Raw genomic sequence first — 21,730 nt, forward strand, 5'->3', positions numbered from 1 at the left:
TTTGTTAATCACCTCCGATAAGTACCTCTTATCGGAAATTAGCCATCACGTGCTGTAATCTTGCCACCAATGGAAGAATTTGTTAAGCTTTCCGTGCAATTTGAAGGAAAAGGCCATGTCCGAACCGCAACTATCTGTGCGCAGCTCCAAGGCGCGTGATCTGGCGCATGCACTGGCAAAACGCACCGGCCAGCCGATCAACAAGCTCGTCGAGCGAGCGCTTGAGCGCTACGATCAGGAACTACGCCAGCAGCAGGCGCTCACCCCGATGGACGCGCTGTTGGATCTGATGGCTGAAGGCCGTCGGGACGTGCCAGAAGGCACGACCTCTGCCCATGATGATATCTACGATGAGCACGGATTGCCACGATGATCGTTATCGACACGTCGATTATCCTGGCGATAGCGCTTCGCGAGCGGGAAGCTATATCTTTTGAACACCTGGTGCGGCGCGAGGCAATCCTCATCGGCTGGCCGACGCTTTTGGAAACTCGCATGGTGCTAACCGGCAAGGGCTTTGTGAACGCCGCCGCCATTGTCGACCACCTGTCAGAACTGCCCAATACCACAGCTATTGCCTTCGATGAGAAACATTATCGTGCGGCGGAGCAAGCATTTGAACGGTTCGGCACAGGCCGTCATCCGGCAGCTCTCAATATGGGTGACTGCTTTTCCTACGCTGTCGCGGCCGTCAATAGAGCACCGCTCCTGTTCAAAGGACAAGATTTTGGTCAAACCGACCTTAAACTTCATCCTGAATCATCGATGGGGTGATTATGGACAGCAATAATTTGGCAATACATCGCGCCGAAGCACTTGATGCTTTGGAAGCAGTGCTGCCGTTTGACCGGCGGGATTTCCTCGCCGGATTGTTGACCGACGATGACGTGGAGACACTGCGGCATCTGGCCAAACAAGGCATCGGTGCGAATTCGTTGCGGGCTCTGGCATCGGATCTTGGCTATCTCGAGGCCTGGTCCTTGTGCTCAACCGGCTCACCCCTGCCCTGGCCAGCACCCGAAGCCTTGCTGATTAAGTTTGTGGCGCAACATTTGTGGGATCCTGCCAAACGAGAAACAGATCCATCGCATGGCATGCCCGCTGATATTGGCGCAGCACTGCGCTCAAAGGGATTATTGCGCTCGATCGGTCCACATGCTCCATCGACGGTGCAGCGGCGGCTGGCCAGTTGGTCAACGCTGACCCGTTGGCGTGGATTACAAGGTGCGTTCAATGCGCCAACTCTTAAAAGTGCTTTGCGGCTCGCTGTGCGTGCAAGTCAGCGCCCACGTCAGCGCAAGAGTGAAAAGGCCATCAGCCTTGATATTTTATCTGCACTGCTAGGGACCTGCAAAAGCGATGGTCTGGTCGATCTGCGCGATAAAGCGCTGCTGTTGACCGCTTTTGCTTCTGGCGGCCGTCGGCGCAGTGAAATCGCCGCGCTTCGTATCAGTCAACTGCATGATGAAGCGCCTGTGCCGGCCCCGTCCGATGAAATCGACGCCCCTCCCCTCCCCTGCCTCAAAATTTATCTCGGGCGCACCAAAACCACAATGGCGGATGAAGATGCGTTTGTGTTGCTGATCGGTCGTCCGGTAATCGCTTTAAAGCAGTGGATTGAGCGTGCCCGCATTCAGGATGGCGCGGTGTTTCGGGCGATTGATCGCTGGGGCAACCTCAAATCGCGCGCACTAACGCCAGAAGCCGTCAACCTGATCCTCAAAACCCGCATTACACAGGCGGGCTTCGATCCAAAAGCCTTCAGTGCGCATGGCTTGCGCTCCGGCTATCTCACAGAAGCAGCAAAGCAAGGTATTCCCCTCCCCGAAGCCATGCAGCATTCACAGCACAAATCGGTCAATCAGGCCGCAAACTACTACAACGATGCCGAACGCAGATCGGGGAAAGCCGCAAGGTTGATTGTATGATCTGAGAGCCTGTTCCAAAAAGGGTTGAGCGATTTCAGTGGGTTATGATTCAATCGGATTTCTGACATACGATGGAGATCACGATGACCTGGACTGAAACCGCTCGCCGACAGTATGAACGTCGGAATTCACGTTACGCAAGTGATTTAACGGATGCCGAATGGTCCATCATCGAACCATTGATGCCAGCACCCAGACGGCTTGGGCGCCCTCGAAAGACGAACCTGCGAGAAGTGGTGAATGCACTACTTTATATTGCTTCTTCTGGCGGGGCATGGCGGCTTTTGCCAACCGACTTCCCACCATTTTCCACTGTGCAGAAATATTTCTACCGCTGGCGAGATGACGGCATCCTGCGGACCATCAACAACACACTTGTTATGGCAGCACGTGAGTTGACCGGAAAGCAGCCCAGCCCGACCGCTGGCGTAATCGATAGCCAATCGGTGAAAACCACGGAAAGTGGCGGCATACGGGGCTTTGATGCGGGGAAGAAGATCAACGGTCGCAAGCGTCATATTGTGGTTGATACACTGGGCTTGATGGTTGGCCTCGTGATCCATTCGGCGGGCATTCAGGACAGAGACGGTGCACCGGATGTCTTGAAAACAATTCTCAAACGTTGGCCATGGTTGCGGCATATCTTTGCTGATGGCGGATACGCAGGACCAAAGCTTAAAGGCAGGCTGGAAAAGGTCGGTAAGTTTACACTGGAAATCGTCAAACGCTCCGATCTCGCTGAAGGTTTCGAACTACTCCCACGCCGATGGGTTGTAGAGCGCACTTTTGCATGGCTGGGACGGTGTCGCAGACTGGCCAAAGACTTCGAGAAAACCATCGCTTCTTCCGAAGCGTGGGTCTACATCGCAAACATACGCTTCCTCACGCGGCGCATCGCAAGAGCCTGATATCGTTAAATTCATTATGATTCAGGCTCTGAGCTTTAGGCCTCAGACAACGTGGTTGAGCGCTTAGGCGATACGGCAAGCCATTAGCGCCATCGCTTTTAACTTTCATCTCAGCCACGATTTGTGCAGAGGCTGCAATTGCTATGTCGCGCTCGATGCGTCTTAAAATTTTGCTAGATGTCCCAGCACTCATCGGTATGAGGCATGTTCGGCTATATTCATAGGCTGCTACGAAGCGTGTACGTGCCGTAAACGGTCACTTAGTTTTCCTTTTATAAGTCGGAGCCCAAACTCAACCCTTCAGTTTCCAATACATATGCCTGTCAGTGTATGCGCTCAAAGTTGAGAGCGTTGCTTATTATCATTGAGGTCGCCTGTAGATTCCAGCGGAAATTAAACCACCGTTACATTTCGCATGAGTACCATCAAATTTGTCACAAGAAATGCGAAAATAGTGAATATTTTTGATAAAAACCAATAGATTGAACTTTATTAGAATACATTACCAATCTATGCATTCAATCACCGCATTGCTGATGAGCGCTGGAAAATTTCTGCCGCTCGCAAGTGCTTCATTGTTTCAAGCTTTTGACCACAGATGTACTGGCATTGGTGATTTAGCAATGGTTAGAAAGGTCGGTGCATGTTTACCCCGGCCTTTTTTTTAAAATCTCGCTCAGTCAAACCATCAATCAATCGAACTGATTTTGGTCTCCGCATTGGCTACCAGCTTGGCAATCTGATATGGATCTCTGTTGCCAGCTTCGAACTCAAGAATTACCAATTTCGCCATTCTAGCACTGAACTCATGGGTTTTGGGGCATCTTTCCAATAGAGCACAACATTCGATAAAAGCTTGTTGCAGAATATCAACCTCACTTGGACGGAATGAACCATAGTACATCTCATCTCTGAAAGGCATTTCCCCCTCCTGTCGTCGAGAGAAAAATTAAAACTCTGGATTGTACAAAAATCAAGAAGATTTCCGCTCAAATCTGCTGCGAAGAGATTTCGAGATAATTGGGAGCAAAACTTCTCTCGAAAGCCGTCTTCGCGACGTCGCATTTAAATTTCAGGAAGTTTTCGCTTTTGTGAATGCCACACATTTTAAGCGTTTATAATATAATCTGTGCAACCGCAAGTATCTCAGGATTTGAAGTTGCGAAGTTATTTTTGTGATAATTTGAGACGGCATAAGGAAACCATAATCCAAAAAAATGATCTTACAAACAAAAATACAGCTAGGTGAATTGCAATTAATGGAACCGTGATAGGAGTGATTTCAATAAACTTTCCCCTTCCAGTTCCCGATAAATATTGCGATAAACTAACCGGAACATAGAATTAGTTTGATTTTATAAACATCACTGTTTATCCCAATTGAGCTCGATGGGACGGAATGCTTATGAACAAAAGTGCATTGTCGCGGCATGCGGTCGCTATAGAAGGCTCAAGCGAGAACGTGCTTATATTCTCGCACGGCTATGGCTGCGATCAGTGGATTTGGCAACCTATTTTGCCCATGCTGAGATCTGTTGCGCGAACGGTAGTCTACGACATAACTGGAGCAGGTGAATCGGACATATCCCACTTCGATCCTAAGCTTCGTCATTCCGAACTCGACGGTTACGCCACGGACTTGATTGAAATCTGCGACGAACTTAACTCCCCTCGCCTCACCTTTGTCGGTCACTCCGTCAGTGCGATGATTGGATTAATTGCGGCAAGCCGTCGGCCCGACATGTTTGATTCCCTTATCCTGATCGCGCCGTCACCGTGTTATAAAAACTATATTGATTACCACGGAGGCTTCGAAACAGAACAGCTCGACGATCTCCTCGAACTTATGAAAGATAACTTTTCAAATTGGGCAGATACGATAACTCCGATTATCATGGGCTATCCTGATAGACCTGAGTTGGCGCATTCGTTGTCACGTGGTTTTTGCAGGTGGAACGAGGACATTGCTAAGCATTTCGCCCGTTTAACTTTCTTGTCGGATTCACGCTATGTATTAAATCATGTCAAAAATGACTGTCTCATAATGCAATGCGAAAATGATTTAATCGCCCCTGATTTCGTCGGTAAATACATGTCTGAAAAACTTGCATCTTCGACATTGGTTAGATTGAAAGCTCAAGGCCATTGTCCTCATGTGAGTAATCCTCAAGAGACGGCTAAGAAAATTGCTGAGTATTTGCAGCATCGTGGAGATCACATCGCGCATGTCGCATGAGCAGGACGAGACGCCGACGCCGACGCCGACGCTTATTGATCAAACTGCGCCTGTGGGGTTAGTTCTTACCGATATTAACGGGCTGATCTCCGAAGCAAATCCTTATATAGCCGCGATGCTCAGCTTAAGCGCTTCGCAAACACTCGTCGGGCATAAGATCGAAGACATTCTGGCGCCTGCCGCAAGGATTTATTTTGGCGCCTATTTGCAACAACTGATCCATCTCAACGGCGGCTTTACCGAAGTCGCTCTTAAAATTACATGGGATAAAACTGCTGCGCAAGACGTGTTAATCAGCGCCTTGCGTCACTCATCCGGTGTGACTTACGCAATTTATCCGGCAACAGCAAGGAAAACTCGAGAACGAGAATTATCCGCTGTAAGAGAGCTTACAGAGACTAAGAATAAGTTACTGATGCAGATTGAAAACATCGCCTTGGTCGGTGCATGGGCATTCGATCTAACGACAATGAATATGACATGGTCTGATGCTGTTTACAAAATATACGAAATTCCTATTGGTAACCTTGTAGATCTCGACACGGTATTGAGCTGCTACACAGAAATAACTCGTCGCGACGCCATGGATCAGATTGAACGAACAATAAAACTTGGCGAAGCATTTGACTTTAAAAGCGAATTTATCACTTCGAGCGGCAAGAAACGCTGGGTAAGATCGGTGGCTGAGGTTGAGTATTTAGCGGGAAATCCGGTTCGATTGCTGTGTGTATCACAAGATGTGACGGAGCAGCATTTGGCTCAAGAAAAGCTGTGGCAGCTCGCGCATTACGATCCGCTGACTGGACTTGCCAACAGAACACTGTTTCAAAAAGTATTAAACGATGAGTTGCAACAAGCTGCTGAGACAAAAGCCGAAATACACCTTATACTGCTCGACCTTGATGGTTTCAAGGTTGTCAATGATGCTCTTGGGCATAGTGCTGGCGACGTAGTTCTAAAGGCGATCGGAAGGCGAATTTCTGCAATCAAAGGTTCACGCTTGTGCGGCCGACTTGGAGGTGATGAATTTGTTGTCATTCTCTCGAACACGACCGAAGAGAGGGCGCATGCTTTTGCGAATGAGGTGCTCAGAGTTGGCAAAAAGCCCATCACGGCAGTTGATCACGAATGTTCAGTGAGTGTTTCAATTGGCATTGCCAGTTTTCCAAGCCACGGACAATCTGTTAGTACGCTACTAAAACGCGCAGATCTTGCCCTTTATGACGCGAAGAATACAGGAAAGGGGGTGGCAGTCCAGTTTCACGATAGTCTGGAATTAGAATTTGATGCGAAGCAGACCGACCTAACTGTTGTACGACAGGCGATCACTGAGGGCACACTCAAGCCGTACTATCAGCCAAAATTAGACCTTGTCAGCGGAGCCATAATTGGATTTGAAGCACTCGCTCGAATTGAAGCGTCAGATGGGACAATCTTAACGCCAGCTTCTTTTGCATCGGCGTTTACAGATCAACGTGAATCACTTCTCATCCATCATGCGATCCTTGGGCATTTGCTGCGCGATCTGGTCAAATGGCTTGATCAAGGATTAAACCCCGGGATCATTAGCTTTAACTTGAGTGACGCCGCGTTAAGACAACCGGATTTTCCCTCCTTTTTCCTGTTTGAAGTTGATCGATCAGGAATTCCCCCTACCAGCATTATGATCGAGATAACCGAGACAGCATTTCTCGGGCATGACACTGACCATGTTAAGGCCGCTTTGACGCGTCTTCGAGATGCAGGTTATAAAATAGCGCTCGACGATTTCGGAACCGGCTATGCATCACTGTCTCACTTGCGTGATTTTCCCATCGACAAGATCAAAATTGATAAGTCTTTCATACTCGGCCTAGGAAATCAGGCAGGCAATGAAGCGATCGTGGCTGCAATTATCAGCCTCGCTCACAAATTGGAAATACAGGTTATTGCTGAGGGTGTTGAATCCGAGGCTCAGCTTAGTTACCTGCAAAAAAATAAATGTGACGCGGCCCAGGGATACTTATTCAGCAAAGCTGTACCGGCGTTGGAAGTGGCGCCGATGCTTGACAGTTTAGGACAATCCAACGCAAGATATTGTCGCCAAATAGTCCAGCATGATCGTTAAGGCAAATAACGATTGTGATGCCTTTCTTAGATACACGATGCGTCAGGCGTTTTGCCTTTAAAAAATGCTCTGATAATTGGCCGGTGAGCCAATCCACTTATCCGACGTTATTGATTTGAGCCCGCAAACCGGCAACAGCTGTGACTCATCGAAGTGCAGAAGTCCACACTTTGGCAATTGAGATGATACCTGCCACAAATCATCGACGCTCATCAAAAGTAGTCGGAAGACAGCTTTGGCCGGCTCCATAGCTAGGGTGAGTGACATCCCAAACCAGACGCGAGCAGAAGCGAAGCGTCCGACGCACAATGGCACTTTGAATAGCTCATGGATTTGCCGATCCAAAAGTCGAGCGATGGCACCGCTTGTGTTATTCTATCGCTTGTGTTTTCCACAATTTGTGAGATGATTAAGCTGCGCAAGATTGTCACCCCAATCTCAATCTCGTGCAGCCCCATATCAACCCCCGTTGAATGGGGCTTTTCTTTTTTGAATTCGCCGTTATGATTAATCTGCCCTTCGATGTTCCCGCGAGTACGTCGAGTGCAGAAGCTCCGGGGTCTTTGCGGTCAACGGGGCTTCTTTTTATCCACATTTGACTTATAATCACCCATTCTTAAAGTAACATCCCGGGCGGCTTTACAGGTAGCAAAAAACCTTGCACTGTTATTCTAAGTGTATAAATTCTGCCTCACACGACGCAGAGATAACACAGTTCCCTAGCAGGCATAGTGAAAGGTCTGAACCTCTCTTCAAATTGGAAATCTATATACTTGGCCTCACCATATTGAACATTATCAAAGGACCGCTATCTGAGTAGCGAGCACTTTATCCATTCTGGCTCCCATAGTAACTCTACAGCAGTTATCGCGAAGAACATGTCGTGACATGTGAGGCAACTTATTCATCAGCTTCGAAGCTTTCGAATAATTCTTACCGTTTTTCGCTTAATCGCCGTGCGTCAACAGAAATCCGTTATAGCACGTTTTGCTCCTCGCCGTTTATGACAGCGGAATAAATCCAATTGCTAAAACTATCATTATTTGTGGTCCACCCGCCTTCTAGCCATGGTGGTATTGGCCACAGCGCGAACTGTTGTCCCCGACGCCAAATTAACCATGGTGCACGTGGCGTGAACAGCGCACTTTCCGGTCGTAACAAAACCGCGCTCGCGGGCTGAAAATGCTCCATCGCAGTGGATTTAGTTAAGCGATCGTTCCGCTTGCCGATGGACCCTTCTAGTAACATAGGCCTAGGCTCAAGACCCATCGACTTTAAAATAATGAGCTGATTCAGTTTCGCCTGAGGAGATTTATAAATGAATAATCTCTAATGGCTAAGCAAAGGACAAATGTCACGCCTTCGTCCCCTTTTTCCAAAGAGCCATGGACGCCCACGGGTTGATGACAGGCGTGTTTTGCGTGGAATTATATTCATTCTTCGCAATAGGTTACGGTGGTGGGACGCCCCGCGGGAATACGAGCACTGTAAAACGCTCTATAATCGTTGGAGAAGTTGGTGTCATAAGGGGATTTGCTCAGATAGTGGGAGGCCTCTCTACCAAACGCTCGGTCGGAAAGAGCATCATAATGGATACGAACTATTGGAAAGCGCACCTAACAGCTTCCAGTTTGCGATTAATAAAGGTGGTGTTGGACGACAGATCGAACGGATGAAAGGCGGCATGAATACCAAATTGCGCGCCTTCACCGATGCACACTGTCGCCCCATCAGGTTAAACGTCACCGCGGGGCAAATCAGTGACTATGAAGGAGCAGCACACCTATTCAAGAATTTACCCAAGGACGATTGGCTTTTCACTGACAGAGGCTATGATGCAGATTGGTTCAGAAAACGGTTAAAAGACAAAGAGATAAAGCCTTGCATCCCGAGACGCAAAAACTGCGAGCAGGCTATCAAGAATGACAAACGCCGATACAAGCGGCGCAATCATATTGAGATCATGTTCGGACGATTGAACGACTGTCGAAGAACTGCGGGCCGCTATGATCGCTGCCAGGTCGTGTTCCGAGCATCTATAATTAGCTGCTGCAGTAATCTTCGGGCCTGAAAAAAGAATAAAATCTCAGCCTAGCACGATTACTAAAGAACCCTACCCTGTTGATAGAGGACTAAAAGAGCCTATAGGGTTGTATTATGTAATACATAAACACTACGATTAAGCTGCTTGAACATCCAAAATTAATAATCTGTTTTTATATTTATTGCTCAATGGCAATTCGGTAGGCTTCCCCAGTTATTGCCTTACGATTACAGCGTTGATGTCCTTCTGGTCAGTGCTGCCCTCCCCATGCTCTAACTTCTAACCCATTTTTCTTGTCGCGGTTCGATATTTCATTTAATCCGATATCTTTACTCTTCATGAAGTGTTCTATTCTTTTTTGACAGCCGTGCAAATCGTTATATTAATAAGTAAAATCAATGTCTTAATAGAGTTCAAACGAACGTTAACCACCTATTAACTAAAAACCTCTTGCAAACACTCGGGAATCGAAGATAAATAACGCTTATAGAGCATGTCAGCTCAGAAAAGCGTTATTCTGGATTTCTTGAAAATGAAAATTGAAAACGGCATCGGTGCTGATCTGGATTTCGGACGGGAAATTCTTGATAATGGCGAACTTATCTCAGATAAGCTCAACATGCTGCGCATTGAGCAGTTCCCACCGAACGCTTTAAAGAATTTACGTCAGTTTACATCAGTAGAAGTCGCAGAGTTTATTGGTGTAACCCAGAACCATATTAAGAAGCTGCATCTGGACGGAAAAGGCCCCAAGCCACAGGTGACATCATCCGGTCGTCGTTCATATACAGCCGAACAAATGCTCGAACTACGTGAGTATCTCGACAAAAATGGTCGTTCAGATTTTAAGCGCTATGTACCGCATCGACGCGCGAGCGAAGAAATGCAGGTGATCTCGGTTGTTAACTTTAAGGGCGGCAGCGGCAAGACAACCACCGCCGCTCACTTAGCTCAGTACCTTGCTTTAACCGGTCATCGTGTTCTAGCAATCGATCTTGATCCTCAGGCTTCATTGACATCGCTGCATGGTATTCAACCTGAACTCGACCGCAACCCGTCTCTGTATGAAGCCCTGCGCTATGACGACGAACGTAAGTCGATTAAAGAATTGATCCGTCCAACAAATTTTCCAGGTCTCGATATCGTTCCCGCAAATCTTGAGTTGCAGGAGTATGAGTATGAAACCCCATTAGCAGCCTCAAACAAGAGTTCACCTGAAGGTCGCCTTTTCTTCACTCGGATATCTAACGCTCTTAAGGAGGTCGATGACAAATATGATGTTGTCGTGATCGATTGCCCTCCTCAACTCGGCTACCTTACGCTCACATCCCTAACAGCATCGACTGCGGTTTTGATTACTGTTCATCCGCAGATGCTTGATGTGCTCTCGATGAGCCAGTTTCTGCTAATGCTTGGCGGAATTCTCGAATCTATTAAGAGCGCAGGAGCAACCGTTCGTTTAAAATGGTTTCGTTATCTAGTCACTCGATATGAACCCACAGACCAGCCGCAGGCGCAAATGGTCGGATTCCTTCAAGCTCTTTTCAACAAGAGAATGCTCAAAAGCCAGATGCTCAAATCCACGGCAATTTCGGACGCTGGCATTACCAAGCAAACCCTATACGAAGTGGAAAAATCTCAGTTCACGCGTTCAACATACGAACGAGCGATTGAGAGTTTGAATGCTGTAAATTCAGAAATTGTTTCTCTGATCCATGCTGCATGGAATAGAAAGTAGTTTTGACAGCCGTGCAAACGTTTAAAAAACTAAATGTATTCAGCAAGATGACACCATCAATCGGAGTATGTAATGGCTAGAAAAAATCTTCTATCAAGCGTTACAGCTGCTTTGAATGCAGAAAACGGTGAAGATACTTCAATTTCAAACTCTGAAGTTCGAGCATCTTACGCGAAGCGTGGTGCATCACGTTCAATGATTCAATCATTGGATGATCTCGCAGAAACCTCCTTAAAGATACTGGACGGAGAGACGGTTGTCTCACTTGATACATCTGAGCTAGATGGCTCATTTGTGGCTGATCGCATTGGTGAAGATGACGAAGATTATGTTGCTCTGCGTGATGCTATCCAGACTTCAGGCCAGTTCTCACCAATTTTAGTGCGTCCTCATCCTGATGATGCTGGACGCTATATGATCGTCTTCGGACATCGCCGTGCAAAAGTAGCTCGCGAACTTGGCATTAGGGTTCGCGCCGTTATCAAACAAATAGCGGATATTGAACATGTAATTGCACAGGGACAGGAAAACACTGCTCGCGCAGATCTATCCTTCATCGAAAAAGCTCTATTTGCACGCAATCTATTGCAAAGTGGTATGTCTAAGGATGTTATCAAAACAGCGTTGACCGTGGATGACACACTTCTTTCTCGCATGCTTTCAGTGGCTGAAATCATTCCCATTGAGGTTTTGAAAGCTCTCGGAGCCTCCAAAGGAGTAGGGCGTGATAGATGGGAAGAATTAAAGAAACGGGTACTTAAACCAACTATCGCAGCTAAAGCAAAAGAACTGATATCGTCACCGCAATTTATTGAGGCTGACGACAAGTTTACATTCTTGCTTACAACATTGAAAATGATCGGAAAAACACCAAAGAAAACATTGGAGACACCAATCAACACCTGGAGATCGAAAGATAATTCGGTTCGCTTTTCGATGAGTCAGAAACCGAAGAAAATATCTATCGAACTATCAGAGAAAAGTGCAGAAGCTTTTGGGAGATGGATATCTGAGAATCTAGATACCTTATTTCAAAACTTCAGGCAGTCAGAACCGAAAACTGGAGACTAGACCGCAAAAGAAAAGCCCCCGCAAACTTTCGTCTGAGAGAGCTGATCAGTATTTCTAAGCAACTTACGAATCGCATTTCTCAGAATCTTTGTCAAGAATTTAAACGGCAGTTTTGGCGTGGGACTTCTTTTGCCTAATTTTTTGAGGGCAAAGAAATGCAAATTCTGGAGAGGGTCACGTCTGCTATTCGCAGTCGAATGACCCAATGTGTCTCATCACAAGCAAAGAGTGAGGACATCAAGAAATGGGAATTGTACAAGCATCTGTGTATCGCTAAGTCTGAATTCAGACTCAACGACCGATGCCTCACAGTTCTCAATTCATTGTTGTCATTTCTCTGCGATGACGTGATCACGTCGAAATCAAAGTTCGTTGTCTTTCCATCGAACAAGCAGATTTCAATTCGTGCTCACATGATGCCTGAATCCACGCTCAGGCGACATCTCGCATCTTTGATTGAAGCTGGCATTATCACGCGAAAAGACAGTCCTAACTGCAAGCGTTATGCTCACAAGAATGGGGCAGGGGAGGTTGAGTTAGCTTATGGGTTCGACCTGTCACCATTGTTTGCAAGATCATCAGAAATCAAGAACGCGGCTAACCGCATTCTTGAGGAACAACGTGTGATCAAACGTATGCGTGATGAGGTTTCCGTAATCCGCAGGGAACTTGCAGCGGTATTTGAACAACACACCGGCACGAAGGCGGATGGACTGTTTACGCTGTTCCGTGAGGTCGTTGATTGTATTCCGCGTCGTGCATCAGGAGCGAAACTAGCAGCGATTAAGACGTCTTTAGAAGCTATCCAATCAGATTTGACTATCTTATTGAAAACTATGGATAAAGACCGAGTAGTGAGCGGCAATGACGCTCAAATTGAACGGCAGCAAATAGAGTCACTGTCAGAATCTCATATAGATAATGTAAAAGAAATTTTTGATTTGAAAAAGGAGACAACTGACCTTGACCATCAAAAATGCCGCTTAGTGAAAGATCAAACTCTTTCACTCGGTCTCGTTCTCAGAGCCTTCCCTGATATCAAAGCCTATGCGTCTTGTCGCGTTATGAGCTGGAGAGATCTCATCGATGCATCCCGTGTTGTTTCATCGTTCCTTGGCATATCTCATGATGCTTATATCAACGCAGTGCGCAGCTTGGGCTTACAAGGTGCAACAGCGGCTATTGCGTTTATTTTACAAAAGATTGACGATATCGCTTCTCCTGGAGGTTATTTGCGCTCCTTAACGCTTAAGGCGAGGGTAGGTGGATTTTGCATTACTCAATTGCTATTTTCACGAGTTAGAGCGCAGAATGTTTAAACTCGGGGCAATCAAGTCATGGATCTTTTGCCTTCACCAAGGCAGTTGGTGGCACTAGCTGGTTTAGTCGACAAATTGATATGTTTTCGACGAGGTCATACAAACTGATCGAAATGTCTACCTACGACGTCGACGTGAGGTGCGTTAGAACAAGTTTTTGCGCAGTTTAAGAGCGGATAGTTGAAGGCAAAACCTCATTTGAGGTGATTGGTTTGTTTGAACAGTTTCGGTCTTTTGGTTGAGTGGATCCCGCCTCGATTGTGCCGCAACCGTCATAGGTTCCAGCGAGTTGAAGTAAGGTTGATCCTGGGGCTGCCGGTCGAGGGATGACTGTGGGCCGTGGGTATTGATGAAAGTGAGATATCGGCAGATGGCAGTGCGGGCCTCGAACACGGTCTAGTGCTAAGGCGCTGGCTTTGAGGTGTTTTCGCGGAGATAGATCGGCCCGATGCCCATCTTTTTCATCAGCGTGGCGACTTGCAGCCGCCCAGCTTGTGGCCCTTCGCCTCTCAAAATTTCTTGCAAGTTCCGACTTCCAGAAAACGAGTCGTTGAGATGCAATTGGTCAATCCGGCGCATCAAATCAAGAGCGCCGTCAGGATCTGGACGAGGCAGATAATAGACACAGCAATGGCCGAAACCGAGAAGTCTCGCCTGACGTACAACGGACAGCTTATGCTCGCGGTCGATCATTTTTTCCGCCCGGCAAGCGCCACCTTTGCCTTAAAGCACGGCTATGATTGCGCCCCGGTGGACTAGTCTTGATTTCTCGTGTTCACGGCATTTAAGCCGAAGTCAGCTAGAAATTCCGCTTATCCTGACGGTGTGGATTTCCCGAGCCACCTTTCTTGCTTTCCAAACATATGTTTAGGTCAGGTTTCGGGCTCGTTTATCTTAAACGTAATATATTTCCGTTAGAGGTTTTCATTCGATTTGAGTTGCTATAAGACTGCGATCGCGCAAAGCCACACCCAAATCGGACGAGCGCAGCCTCGGTGGACTTTGCGGTCGCCGAGGCTTTCTTACAAAAACAGCATTACAGAGTGTTGTATTTTTTGGTTTTTATCCAAGCCCTGTGCGCGAAACTTATATGACCATGGGTGTTTCTCTACTATCGCTCAGAAACCTGCTGACCACTGGACGATTGTTTATTCGCATTGGCGCAGCGTCGTAGACGAAAACGTGCAATCGGCAATTTAGCTAACCGGTTTATTTGATTTTTTCATCGTTGACGCTCAACACACATTTTTAGGAGATCTCTCATTATCACAGCTTTGTCAGCGCATAATTATTAAATTTCAATTGCCGATAAAAAATTAATGTTAAGTTGTTTATTTTATAGGAAGATTTTCTCTGGATGACTGAAGTTCATCGCAATTTGACCCGTAAACCGTTGTTATTCATAAAAGCAGTAGCGCTTTTGCTGGTTTGTGCGTCAGCCATTTCGATAGAGATACTATCGTTGTCATACGGGTACGGATCATCAGAGTTTGATCTGATGACAGAGCTGAATATTGGAGATCTTACATTTTTGGAGATGATGTGCGAGTTCACTCTGCCGGTCACCTTTATTATCGGTGTATTTATGGCAGCAAGGGGAATAAGTGGCTGGCTTCTCCTATATAGTAAGCATTCTGTAAATTTTGCAGAAGTCGTTTAATTGAGTTTACACACAATAACAAAAGCCCTGAAGATACCCCCCGGGCTCTTGGATTTTATTTTTGGTAGTCTATTCAGCTATGTGCCAAGACCGCTTGCGATCGCGATTTCCGATCGCTTTTTGCTGTATTCTTTAGCAACCATCGGGTAATCATCTGGCAGTTTCCAGAGTGCTCGATAATCTTCAGGTGTTTGACCATGGTGAGCGCCGATATGTCTTCTGAGAGACTTATAAGCTTTACCGCAAAATAGGCATGTGATGTGATCATCTGCGAGTGATTTCTTGATTGTTACAAAGGGCTTCGGAGGCTCAGAAGAAACTTCTACCGCAGAAAAACCGAGTGAACTCATTCTCAATTCTACGAACGCTTTATGTACCAACTTAATCACTTCAACCAGTTCATCCGCCCGAATTTGGTTGTTTGACACGAAAGCGGAGACGATGTGAGCCGTGAGTTCTGATGTAATTGTTTGGGGTTCATTTTTGGACATTTATGGTGCTTTTTTATGGAAAATCGATACCGCGAACATTACAATAAAAGCTAATAAAGTCAAATTTTGTAAAATATAAATTCACTTTTCTTATAATTTATTCGGGGAATAATAACGTTATATATTGATAAGTATTTTTATGAAATACAATTAATCAAAAATTTTTATTATCGGAATTATGTTATATATAAGATAATTATTGTGGAAAGGTAATTAAGTTTTATATAACTGATCAAAATTGTTGTAAGCCTATCTATGTTTAACAGGATTGAGCTGTTTAAACATTGGTGAAAATGGGATCCGTTGTCGTGGATAACTGCCGGGTAATCGACCATCACACAATATTTACATGGTTAATTAAGTAAGATTGATGAAGCGGCAGGCTACAATTGGGCATTGTGAGGGGATACGTAACTGACCTGCTGGCGCGGGCTAGCACTTCTGTCTTAGCAGCTGCAATAATATCGGAATAACCGCCCGTATCGCTAGCGACCGATCTTTGGTAAATTAACTGTTTTTTTGAGGATACCAAGCGTCTTTAATTGCCGCATGATAATTAGGATTGCACCACTCGCTGGATTATGATGACGACGAGCCTAGTTTTTACTTAGGCGTTAATTGCGTGAGACATTGGCCTTGGGCTCATTAGTTTTGATTTGGAGCCTTCGGCGAACCAAGTGTACTGGATGGGCTCCGCTTTTCCGCGACTAATTTATCGCAAACGGCGTTCATTGAGATCTCACGAAAACTGGAATTGAATTTCTCCACGAAACTATTTTGCAGATGCTTCACAAACGCAATCGGTTGCCAGCCTATGCGTTTGCAGTCTCCTCAGTCGTTGAGACGAAGCGGACGCCATTGCTGAATTATTAAGGAACTACTATCAACATCAGGTAGGCGACAAATATTACGAGATGTGACAAACCGGTTAGCAGAGTGGTTCGGCCAGTGGCAAAGCTTAAGGCGCTCATTGATAAGGCCATCAAAATCAAAACGATGTCGCCGTGGTCCAGCCCTAAGCTCAGTGGACGAGAGACGACAAGACTTGCGATAGCGACGGCAGGTATGGTCAAACCTATTGTTGCGCATGCTGACCCTAAGGCTATGTTCAAGCCACGCTGAAGTTGATTATTGAGCGAGGCTCTGATCGCTGAAATCGCTTCGGGCAACAATATTACTGCTGCAATCAAAGCACCGACGATTGCATCTGTTTGAGGAACATTGAGATAAGCTAGTCCGTTTTCGACGCCTGATGCGACGAATTCGGTCAAAAGAACAATTCCAAATAAACCAGTCATCAAAAATATAAAATGCGCTGGCATACTGGAATCGGAATCCGGCGCTCTGGATTGCTCGTCAGCAGCGCACTGAATGAAATCATCCTTTTGACCCTTGCTCTGTGCGATCAAAAATGACGCGTATAGAAGAAATGACAGCAAAGCTACGAACATAAGTTGAATCGGCGTGAATGTACCAGTTGATCCAGCCGATAGTGTGTAATTGGGTAGAATCATAGTTAAGCCCGTGGTAGCGATTAGCACAGACAAAAATGCGGTAGTGCCTTGAGTTTTGAGTTCTTGCCTTTTGTGACGCAGCGCGCCAAGAGTAATCGCCAATCCTACAATTCCTGAACAGACGATCATCACCGTTGAAAAGACGGACTCGCGCGCTAACGTGGGATTATTTTCGCCGTGCAGCATCATCGATATAATTATCGAAACTTCGATGCAAGTGACAGCCAAGGTCAGAATTAACATGCCATATGGTTCCCCAACCCTCTGGGCAATTACTTCTGCGTGATGTAAAACTGCAAATATTGTACAAAGAACGAGCGTTGTTGCCGTGACTTCAATGATTACAAACGAAAGCAGATTTGTTTCAATTATTGAAGCTTTTATAAAAAATAGTAAAAACGCGAAAAAAAAGCTTGACACCGGAAATATATGTTCCGGTGAAGTTAATTTTCGAAGCCATCTTTTGCTCGCCTTAGTTTCTACCGCTAACAAAAACAGTTAATCCTTATTGAGACTGCGCTAATTCTTTCTGCTTATAATCCCTTATGGCAACGATGCAAAAGCAGCGGCAAACACCAAAACCTTACGTCAATTAATCCAATTACCATTGCAACAATCCCCCATACCGCATCACGAAAAACGTTATAATAATACCAGCAATAAGTGGAGTGAAAAATTCGTTTATCAGATTCCCAAAATATCTTTGTTCTACCATAATCAGCCAATAATGGACTTTCCAATGGTGCTTTAAGGTTGTTTTCTTTCAACATAGTCGCAAGAAATTGCGAAGCATCAAGCCTCTCGCCACACTTTATCAGCTACATCGTTTACCGGCAGCTGTTAATGCTGAGGGTATATGGATTTATTCCAATTTTATGTTCAACTGTTGTATCGATGAAAAGCGCTTCACATCTCTTGTGGCACCAAGGCGGTGAGGGTTGCGCCCATTAGCCTTATACTGTGCTCAAAGAGGGCTAGTATGTGAAATAAGAAATTGCTCGCGCGAATTCTACAAGCCTTCAGCAAGCGGTGAGACAGCTCTCACATGTTCACCGTATCGGCTTAGCTGGAAAATGTGTCAATTTTTGAGATCAACACGTGTTCTTCGGCAGACGATGCCCTGCTTGCTCATCATCTACTCTTCCCGCGAAGAAATTATCAAGCTATAGGTCGCCGGAAAGTTTGCGCTTCAGGGTCATTGCTAAGACCAATGAGGACGCGAAGCGGGGGTATAGAAATGAACAGGAACATCCGTGGTTTGGTGGCTAGACTGCTCAACGTCTATTCGGCACGCGTTTTGTTTTATCTTTTGATGTTCTCGTTTACGGCGACTTTCTTTTTAAGAAAGACGGTGTTCTATGAGATGCGGCGCTACTGGGGCATTGCTATTGTAATTTTCTGCTGTGCCATTTTAATGGGTATCGCTGCACGTAAGCGTAAAGCTTACCGACGGCGTTTCTTTCTGCTTAGTTCGATACCCTTTATCCTTTTTATCATTTATCGATGGTTCATAGACGCCTTTGGTTCCTTCGACCTTGGGGCCGTGCTCTTTCACATGACTGCGGGAGTTGAGGGTGGTGCGGTGTATGAAGTTGTATGGCTGGCGGCGATTTACTTTACTGTTGCCGTGCTGCTGCTGTTAGCTATTCACCAAATCGCGCGCCACGATACTCGGCTGATTTGGGTGGACCGCATCGCATTTATACCACTTCTTTGTATATCGCCGCTGATCCTCGGTGTAGTTGATCACTCTTGGCACGCTGGCGATGCCGACAAAATAATTGCGTATTATTCCCCAATTTCTTCTAACCTGAAACAGGTAGAAGGCCGGCGCAAAAACCTCCTTTACATTTATGCTGAAAGTGGTGAGCGCACCTTTGGTCAATTGGCTACGGGTGAACGCGTTTTCGGAGCGATGAACGATATTGCCAAAAGCGGCGTGTCCTTCACTCGAATTGGACAGGCTGCCAATACGGGCTGGACTATGGCAGGCATCGTTGCAACTCAATGTGGAGTGCCGCTGCAACCAAATGGCCTTTTTGCAGAGAATAAGTTCGAAACGCAGTCAACCTTCCTGCCAGGCGCGGTATGCCTCGCAGACATACTTCAGAGTGTTGGTTATCATACAGCCTATCTTAACAGCGCTTGGCTAAAATTTGCTGGCACGGGCCTATTTATGCGCGAGCACGGATACGTCCAGATTGAAGGTCCTGATACCTACTCAGTGGAATCGTCTGATTATCAAAACTTCTGGGGTTTTTATGACGACACGATGTTAGGGCTTGCATTCGACGAACTTGCCAAACTCTCGAAGAATGAAGCCCCATATTTCCTCGCTTTGAGCACAATCACCGCCCACTTTCCGACCGGCTTTCCGACTGCTAGTTGTTTAACTGAATTGGGACCGATAACAGGTTCTCCAATGCTCTATGCCGTGGAATGCCAGGGCTTTGAAATTCGACGCTTCCTTGAACGGGCGCGCCTTGCAGGCTTCCTCGACAATACGATTGTCGCGATATCAAGCGATCACCTTTCTATGAAATCGGATGTCTGGGACGAGCTGAACGCTCATCAGCGGTTCAACTACGTTGTTATGCTTGGCCTCGACCAGCCTGTTGGAACTGCTATCGAAAAGGAGGGGACAATGCTCGACATCTATCCCACCCTATTGGAGGCATTAGGGTTCCATGTGCCGAACAACCAGGTCGGACTGGGCATATCTCTTCTCTCCGATCAACCAACTTTGGCGCAGTCACTCGGTATGGAGAGATTAAACCAGTATATTACCTATGATAAGGTTCTTGCCCGGCGGCTGTGGGATAATGCTGAATCTTTGAAGCTTGCAGAGATGAGAGACGTATCCGACTGAAGGTCAATTTTCTTAGTATAGCCAATTATAACAGAAAGATGAAAATATATTATGAGATTTTAAATGGTTTTTTGATGTATAAATGGAATTATAACAATCAAAATACAGTAAAACAGTCTTAGTTCTGAAATTTACTAACTGATTTTGATAGTCCGTCGTCGAATGCTTTGAGATTTTCGGTACTCTAGATGTTAAATGTCACCAGACTTTGAGCCAGTTCTCCATTTCAAGATAACTCAACAAAAATCGGAATTCTGCTCGGGTTCAATAAGTTACACGTGACGAGTTGGGTTAACAAAAAATTTAAAAACTGACCCAAAATTAGACTGAACTCAACACTCGTGTCGTACACTTGACATCGGTATCTCGTTTGATTGTGTGGATGCGAGCGAAATAGAGTACAGAGGGGTGCTTGTTGGCCGCATTTCCGGGAGGAACTATGGTTAACAAATCTAACACCACAGGATCATCGCGCTCGCAACGACGCTGTTAGCCCATGCTGCTTGTGCTGAGGACATTAAGGTTGGGTTCAATAGTGATCTTTCGGCATCGCCGTCCGCACTTGCTGGGCAGGCGGGTGTCATAGGCATTGAGGCCGCAATCGAAGACATAAATGCTGCCGGTGGCATCAACGGTCAGAAAGTTATCTGTTGATTTCCACGTAGAAGTGATGGTGTGGATACCCCCTGCCAACGGCATCTCAATGTGCCAAGGTGATGTTGGGTAACGTCACTTGAGAGGAGATATCCATGGGAGAGATTAGCATTATCGGTCTGGATCTTGCAAAGCAGGTTTTTCAGGTTCATGGCGCACGCGTTGACGGCAGTGTTGTTCTGCGTAAGAAAATAACACGCGGACAACTTTTAGCATTTTTTTCAAAGCTGCCACCCTGCATCGTCGCCATGGAAGCTTGTGCAACGGCCCATTACTGGGCACGCAAGATCGGTGAGTTTGGTCATGAGATCCGGCTGGTCCCACCCGCCTATGTAATGCCTTTTGTGAAGCGGCAGAAAAATGACGTTGCTGATGCGGAGGCTATCGCTGAGGCTGCAACGCGTCCAACGATGCGCTTCGTCGAACCTAAAACGCCTGAACAGCAAGCACGCGCAATGGTTTTCCGGACACGCGAGTTATTTGTCCGTCAACGAACCCAAACGATAAATGCCTTACGGGCACATCTGGCTGAACACGGCCTTATCGCGCCAAAAGGCTTGTGGAATCTTTCAAGCATCCGGCAACTTATTGACCAGGCAGAAGATACGGTAGACGGGCTGATAGTGGAAACGGCACGCATTTACCTTGAGCAGATTGAGACATTTTCGACGCGGATTCTATCTCTCGAGGCTGTCCTAAAGAAAGAAGCCGCACGGTCTGGCGCTTCATCGCGTATGATGACCATGCCCGGTCTAGGGCCTATCACGGCTATGGCCATTGAAGCATTTGCCCCTACGCTATCTGTTTTCAGGCGCAGTAGGGATTTTGCTGCATGGTTGGGTCTTGTGCCGCGCCAACACTCGAGTGGTGGAAAGCAGATTTTGGGACACACATCGAAAATGGGGCAGCGTGATATTCGGCGTTTGCTTATAATCGGTGCCATGTCGATAATACGCTGGGCAAGTAAAAAGACGCCAGTACATGGAACGTGGCTTCATGCGATGCTTTTACGTAAACCTAGAATGGTCGTTGCCATAGCTTTGGCAAACAAGATGGCCCGCAGCCTTTGGGCAATGCAGACCAAGAAGGAAGATTACAGAGATCCGCTACTGACTGTCGCGTACGTTAAACCGGCTAGCTAGAGCGGAACGACGGCGTGTGAGGAGGTCAACGGATAGTAAGGACAATGAT

General features: G+C 46.4%; 17 protein-coding genes and 1 pseudogene. 14 read left to right on the top strand and 4 right to left on the bottom strand.

Going from position 1 to position 21,730, the window contains the following annotated elements:
• The first annotated feature begins 115 nt into the window (after window positions 1-115).
• The 4 genes from CEV31_RS18040 to CEV31_RS18055 all read left to right on the top strand — a co-directional run bounded on the left by CEV31_RS18040 (window position 116) and on the right by CEV31_RS18055 (window position 2,836).
• Complete coding sequence (locus CEV31_RS18040) at window positions 116-373, top strand: type II toxin-antitoxin system VapB family antitoxin (RefSeq protein WP_094509179.1); 258 nt, start codon at window positions 116-118, stop codon at window positions 371-373.
• A complete protein-coding gene (locus tag CEV31_RS18045) occupies window positions 370-774 on the top strand; it encodes a type II toxin-antitoxin system VapC family toxin (protein WP_094509181.1) in 405 nt (134 codons plus the stop codon). Before CEV31_RS18040 ends, CEV31_RS18045 begins: the two co-directional genes overlap by 4 nt.
• 2 nt (window positions 775-776) lie before the next feature.
• Window positions 777-1,928, top strand: coding sequence for a site-specific integrase (locus CEV31_RS18050; protein ID WP_094509183.1), 1,152 nt, complete (start codon window positions 777-779; stop codon window positions 1,926-1,928).
• An 83-nt stretch (window positions 1,929-2,011) separates the two neighbouring features.
• A complete protein-coding gene (locus CEV31_RS18055; RefSeq protein ID WP_079213458.1) occupies window positions 2,012-2,836 on the top strand; it encodes an IS5 family transposase in 825 nt (274 codons plus the stop codon).
• 688 nt (window positions 2,837-3,524) lie between these two features.
• Here CEV31_RS18055 and CEV31_RS18060 read toward each other — a convergent pair.
• The gene (locus CEV31_RS18060; protein ID WP_094509185.1) at window positions 3,525-3,758 is read right to left on the bottom strand and encodes a hypothetical protein; all 234 of its coding nucleotides are present in this window, start codon (window positions 3,756-3,758) and stop codon (window positions 3,525-3,527) included.
• A gap of 483 nt (window positions 3,759-4,241) precedes the next feature.
• Between CEV31_RS18060 and CEV31_RS18065 the strand changes: the two genes are divergently transcribed.
• The 6 genes from CEV31_RS18065 to repC all read left to right on the top strand — a co-directional run bounded on the left by CEV31_RS18065 (window position 4,242) and on the right by repC (window position 13,351).
• Window positions 4,242-5,072 carry an alpha/beta fold hydrolase gene (locus CEV31_RS18065; protein WP_169717395.1) on the top strand — a complete coding sequence of 277 codons (831 nt, stop codon included), beginning with the start codon at window positions 4,242-4,244 and terminating at the stop codon, window positions 5,070-5,072.
• A complete protein-coding gene (locus CEV31_RS18070; protein ID WP_094509189.1) occupies window positions 5,062-7,179 on the top strand; it encodes a putative bifunctional diguanylate cyclase/phosphodiesterase in 2,118 nt (705 codons plus the stop codon). The genes CEV31_RS18065 and CEV31_RS18070 overlap by 11 nt, the downstream gene beginning before the upstream one ends.
• A gap of 1,351 nt (window positions 7,180-8,530) precedes the next feature.
• Window positions 8,531-9,250, top strand: coding sequence for an IS5 family transposase (locus CEV31_RS18080; protein WP_235818154.1), 720 nt, complete (start codon window positions 8,531-8,533; stop codon window positions 9,248-9,250).
• A 505-nt stretch (window positions 9,251-9,755) separates the two neighbouring features.
• Entirely contained in the window at window positions 9,756-10,961 is a 1,206-nt protein-coding gene (gene repA, locus CEV31_RS18085; RefSeq protein WP_094509211.1) for a plasmid partitioning protein RepA, read from the top strand.
• A gap of 72 nt (window positions 10,962-11,033) precedes the next feature.
• Window positions 11,034-12,032, top strand: coding sequence for a plasmid partitioning protein RepB (gene repB, locus CEV31_RS18090; protein ID WP_094509191.1), 999 nt, complete (start codon window positions 11,034-11,036; stop codon window positions 12,030-12,032).
• A gap of 155 nt (window positions 12,033-12,187) precedes the next feature.
• Window positions 12,188-13,351 carry a plasmid replication protein RepC gene (gene repC, locus CEV31_RS18095; RefSeq protein ID WP_094509193.1) on the top strand — a complete coding sequence of 388 codons (1,164 nt, stop codon included), beginning with the start codon at window positions 12,188-12,190 and terminating at the stop codon, window positions 13,349-13,351.
• 405 nt (window positions 13,352-13,756) lie between these two features.
• Here the strand turns inward: repC and CEV31_RS18100 are convergent.
• Window positions 13,757-14,047: pseudogene (locus CEV31_RS18100) on the bottom strand (IS3 family transposase); the annotation flags it as partial.
• Between the two features lie 661 nt (window positions 14,048-14,708).
• On the opposite strand from CEV31_RS18100, the gene CEV31_RS18105 reads away from it, so the two are divergent.
• Window positions 14,709-15,011, top strand: a complete 303-nt coding sequence (locus CEV31_RS18105; RefSeq protein ID WP_094509197.1) for a hypothetical protein — start codon at window positions 14,709-14,711, stop codon at window positions 15,009-15,011.
• Window positions 15,012-15,088: 77 nt separating this feature from the next.
• On the opposite strand, the gene CEV31_RS18110 is transcribed toward CEV31_RS18105, so the two are convergent.
• Both CEV31_RS18110 and CEV31_RS18115 read right to left on the bottom strand, forming a co-directional pair.
• Window positions 15,089-15,502 carry a MucR family transcriptional regulator gene (locus CEV31_RS18110; RefSeq protein ID WP_094509199.1) on the bottom strand — a complete coding sequence of 138 codons (414 nt, stop codon included), beginning with the start codon at window positions 15,500-15,502 and terminating at the stop codon, window positions 15,089-15,091.
• A gap of 869 nt (window positions 15,503-16,371) precedes the next feature.
• Complete coding sequence (locus tag CEV31_RS18115) at window positions 16,372-17,508, bottom strand: calcium:proton antiporter (RefSeq protein WP_094509201.1); 1,137 nt, start codon at window positions 17,506-17,508, stop codon at window positions 16,372-16,374.
• Window positions 17,509-18,253: 745 nt separating this feature from the next.
• Here CEV31_RS18115 and CEV31_RS18120 point away from each other — a divergent pair.
• The 3 genes from CEV31_RS18120 (at window position 18,254) to CEV31_RS18130 (ending at window position 21,681) form a co-directional block, all read left to right on the top strand.
• Window positions 18,254-19,885, top strand: coding sequence for a sulfatase-like hydrolase/transferase (locus CEV31_RS18120; RefSeq protein ID WP_169717396.1), 1,632 nt, complete (start codon window positions 18,254-18,256; stop codon window positions 19,883-19,885).
• A gap of 516 nt (window positions 19,886-20,401) precedes the next feature.
• Window positions 20,402-20,539 carry an ABC transporter substrate-binding protein gene (locus CEV31_RS18125; RefSeq protein ID WP_235818155.1) on the top strand — a complete coding sequence of 46 codons (138 nt, stop codon included), beginning with the start codon at window positions 20,402-20,404 and terminating at the stop codon, window positions 20,537-20,539.
• Window positions 20,540-20,634: 95 nt separating this feature from the next.
• Window positions 20,635-21,681: an IS110 family RNA-guided transposase gene (locus CEV31_RS18130; RefSeq protein ID WP_094509205.1), complete on the top strand. Its 1,047-nt coding sequence runs from the start codon at window positions 20,635-20,637 to the stop codon at window positions 21,679-21,681.
• The last annotated feature ends 49 nt before the right edge of the window (window positions 21,682-21,730 follow it).

It is taken from the genome of Brucella thiophenivorans (genome assembly GCF_002252445.1).
Lineage (GTDB): Bacteria > Pseudomonadota > Alphaproteobacteria > Rhizobiales > Rhizobiaceae > Brucella > Brucella thiophenivorans.

Bases quoted from the DNA above. Each gene is read 5' to 3' on its own strand.
- CEV31_RS18040 (WP_094509179.1), top strand. From the start codon at position 116: ATGTCCGAACCGCAACTATCTGTGCGCAGCTCCAAGGCGCGTGATCTG.
- CEV31_RS18045 (WP_094509181.1), top strand. From the start codon at position 370: ATGATCGTTATCGACACGTCGATTATCCTGGCGATAGCGCTTCGCGAG.
- CEV31_RS18050 (WP_094509183.1), top strand. From the start codon at position 777: ATGGACAGCAATAATTTGGCAATACATCGCGCCGAAGCACTTGATGCT.
- CEV31_RS18055 (WP_079213458.1), top strand. From the start codon at position 2,012: ATGACCTGGACTGAAACCGCTCGCCGACAGTATGAACGTCGGAATTCA.
- CEV31_RS18060 (WP_094509185.1), bottom strand. From the start codon at position 3,758: ATGCCTTTCAGAGATGAGATGTACTATGGTTCATTCCGTCCAAGTGAG.
- CEV31_RS18065 (WP_169717395.1), top strand. From the start codon at position 4,242: ATGAACAAAAGTGCATTGTCGCGGCATGCGGTCGCTATAGAAGGCTCA.
- CEV31_RS18070 (WP_094509189.1), top strand. From the start codon at position 5,062: ATGTCGCATGAGCAGGACGAGACGCCGACGCCGACGCCGACGCTTATT.
- CEV31_RS18080 (WP_235818154.1), top strand. From the start codon at position 8,531: ATGTCACGCCTTCGTCCCCTTTTTCCAAAGAGCCATGGACGCCCACGG.
- repA (WP_094509211.1), top strand. From the start codon at position 9,756: ATGAAAATTGAAAACGGCATCGGTGCTGATCTGGATTTCGGACGGGAA.
- repB (WP_094509191.1), top strand. From the start codon at position 11,034: ATGGCTAGAAAAAATCTTCTATCAAGCGTTACAGCTGCTTTGAATGCA.
- repC (WP_094509193.1), top strand. From the start codon at position 12,188: ATGCAAATTCTGGAGAGGGTCACGTCTGCTATTCGCAGTCGAATGACC.
- CEV31_RS18105 (WP_094509197.1), top strand. From the start codon at position 14,709: ATGACTGAAGTTCATCGCAATTTGACCCGTAAACCGTTGTTATTCATA.
- CEV31_RS18110 (WP_094509199.1), bottom strand. From the start codon at position 15,502: ATGTCCAAAAATGAACCCCAAACAATTACATCAGAACTCACGGCTCAC.
- CEV31_RS18120 (WP_169717396.1), top strand. From the start codon at position 18,254: ATGAACAGGAACATCCGTGGTTTGGTGGCTAGACTGCTCAACGTCTAT.
- CEV31_RS18130 (WP_094509205.1), top strand. From the start codon at position 20,635: ATGGGAGAGATTAGCATTATCGGTCTGGATCTTGCAAAGCAGGTTTTT.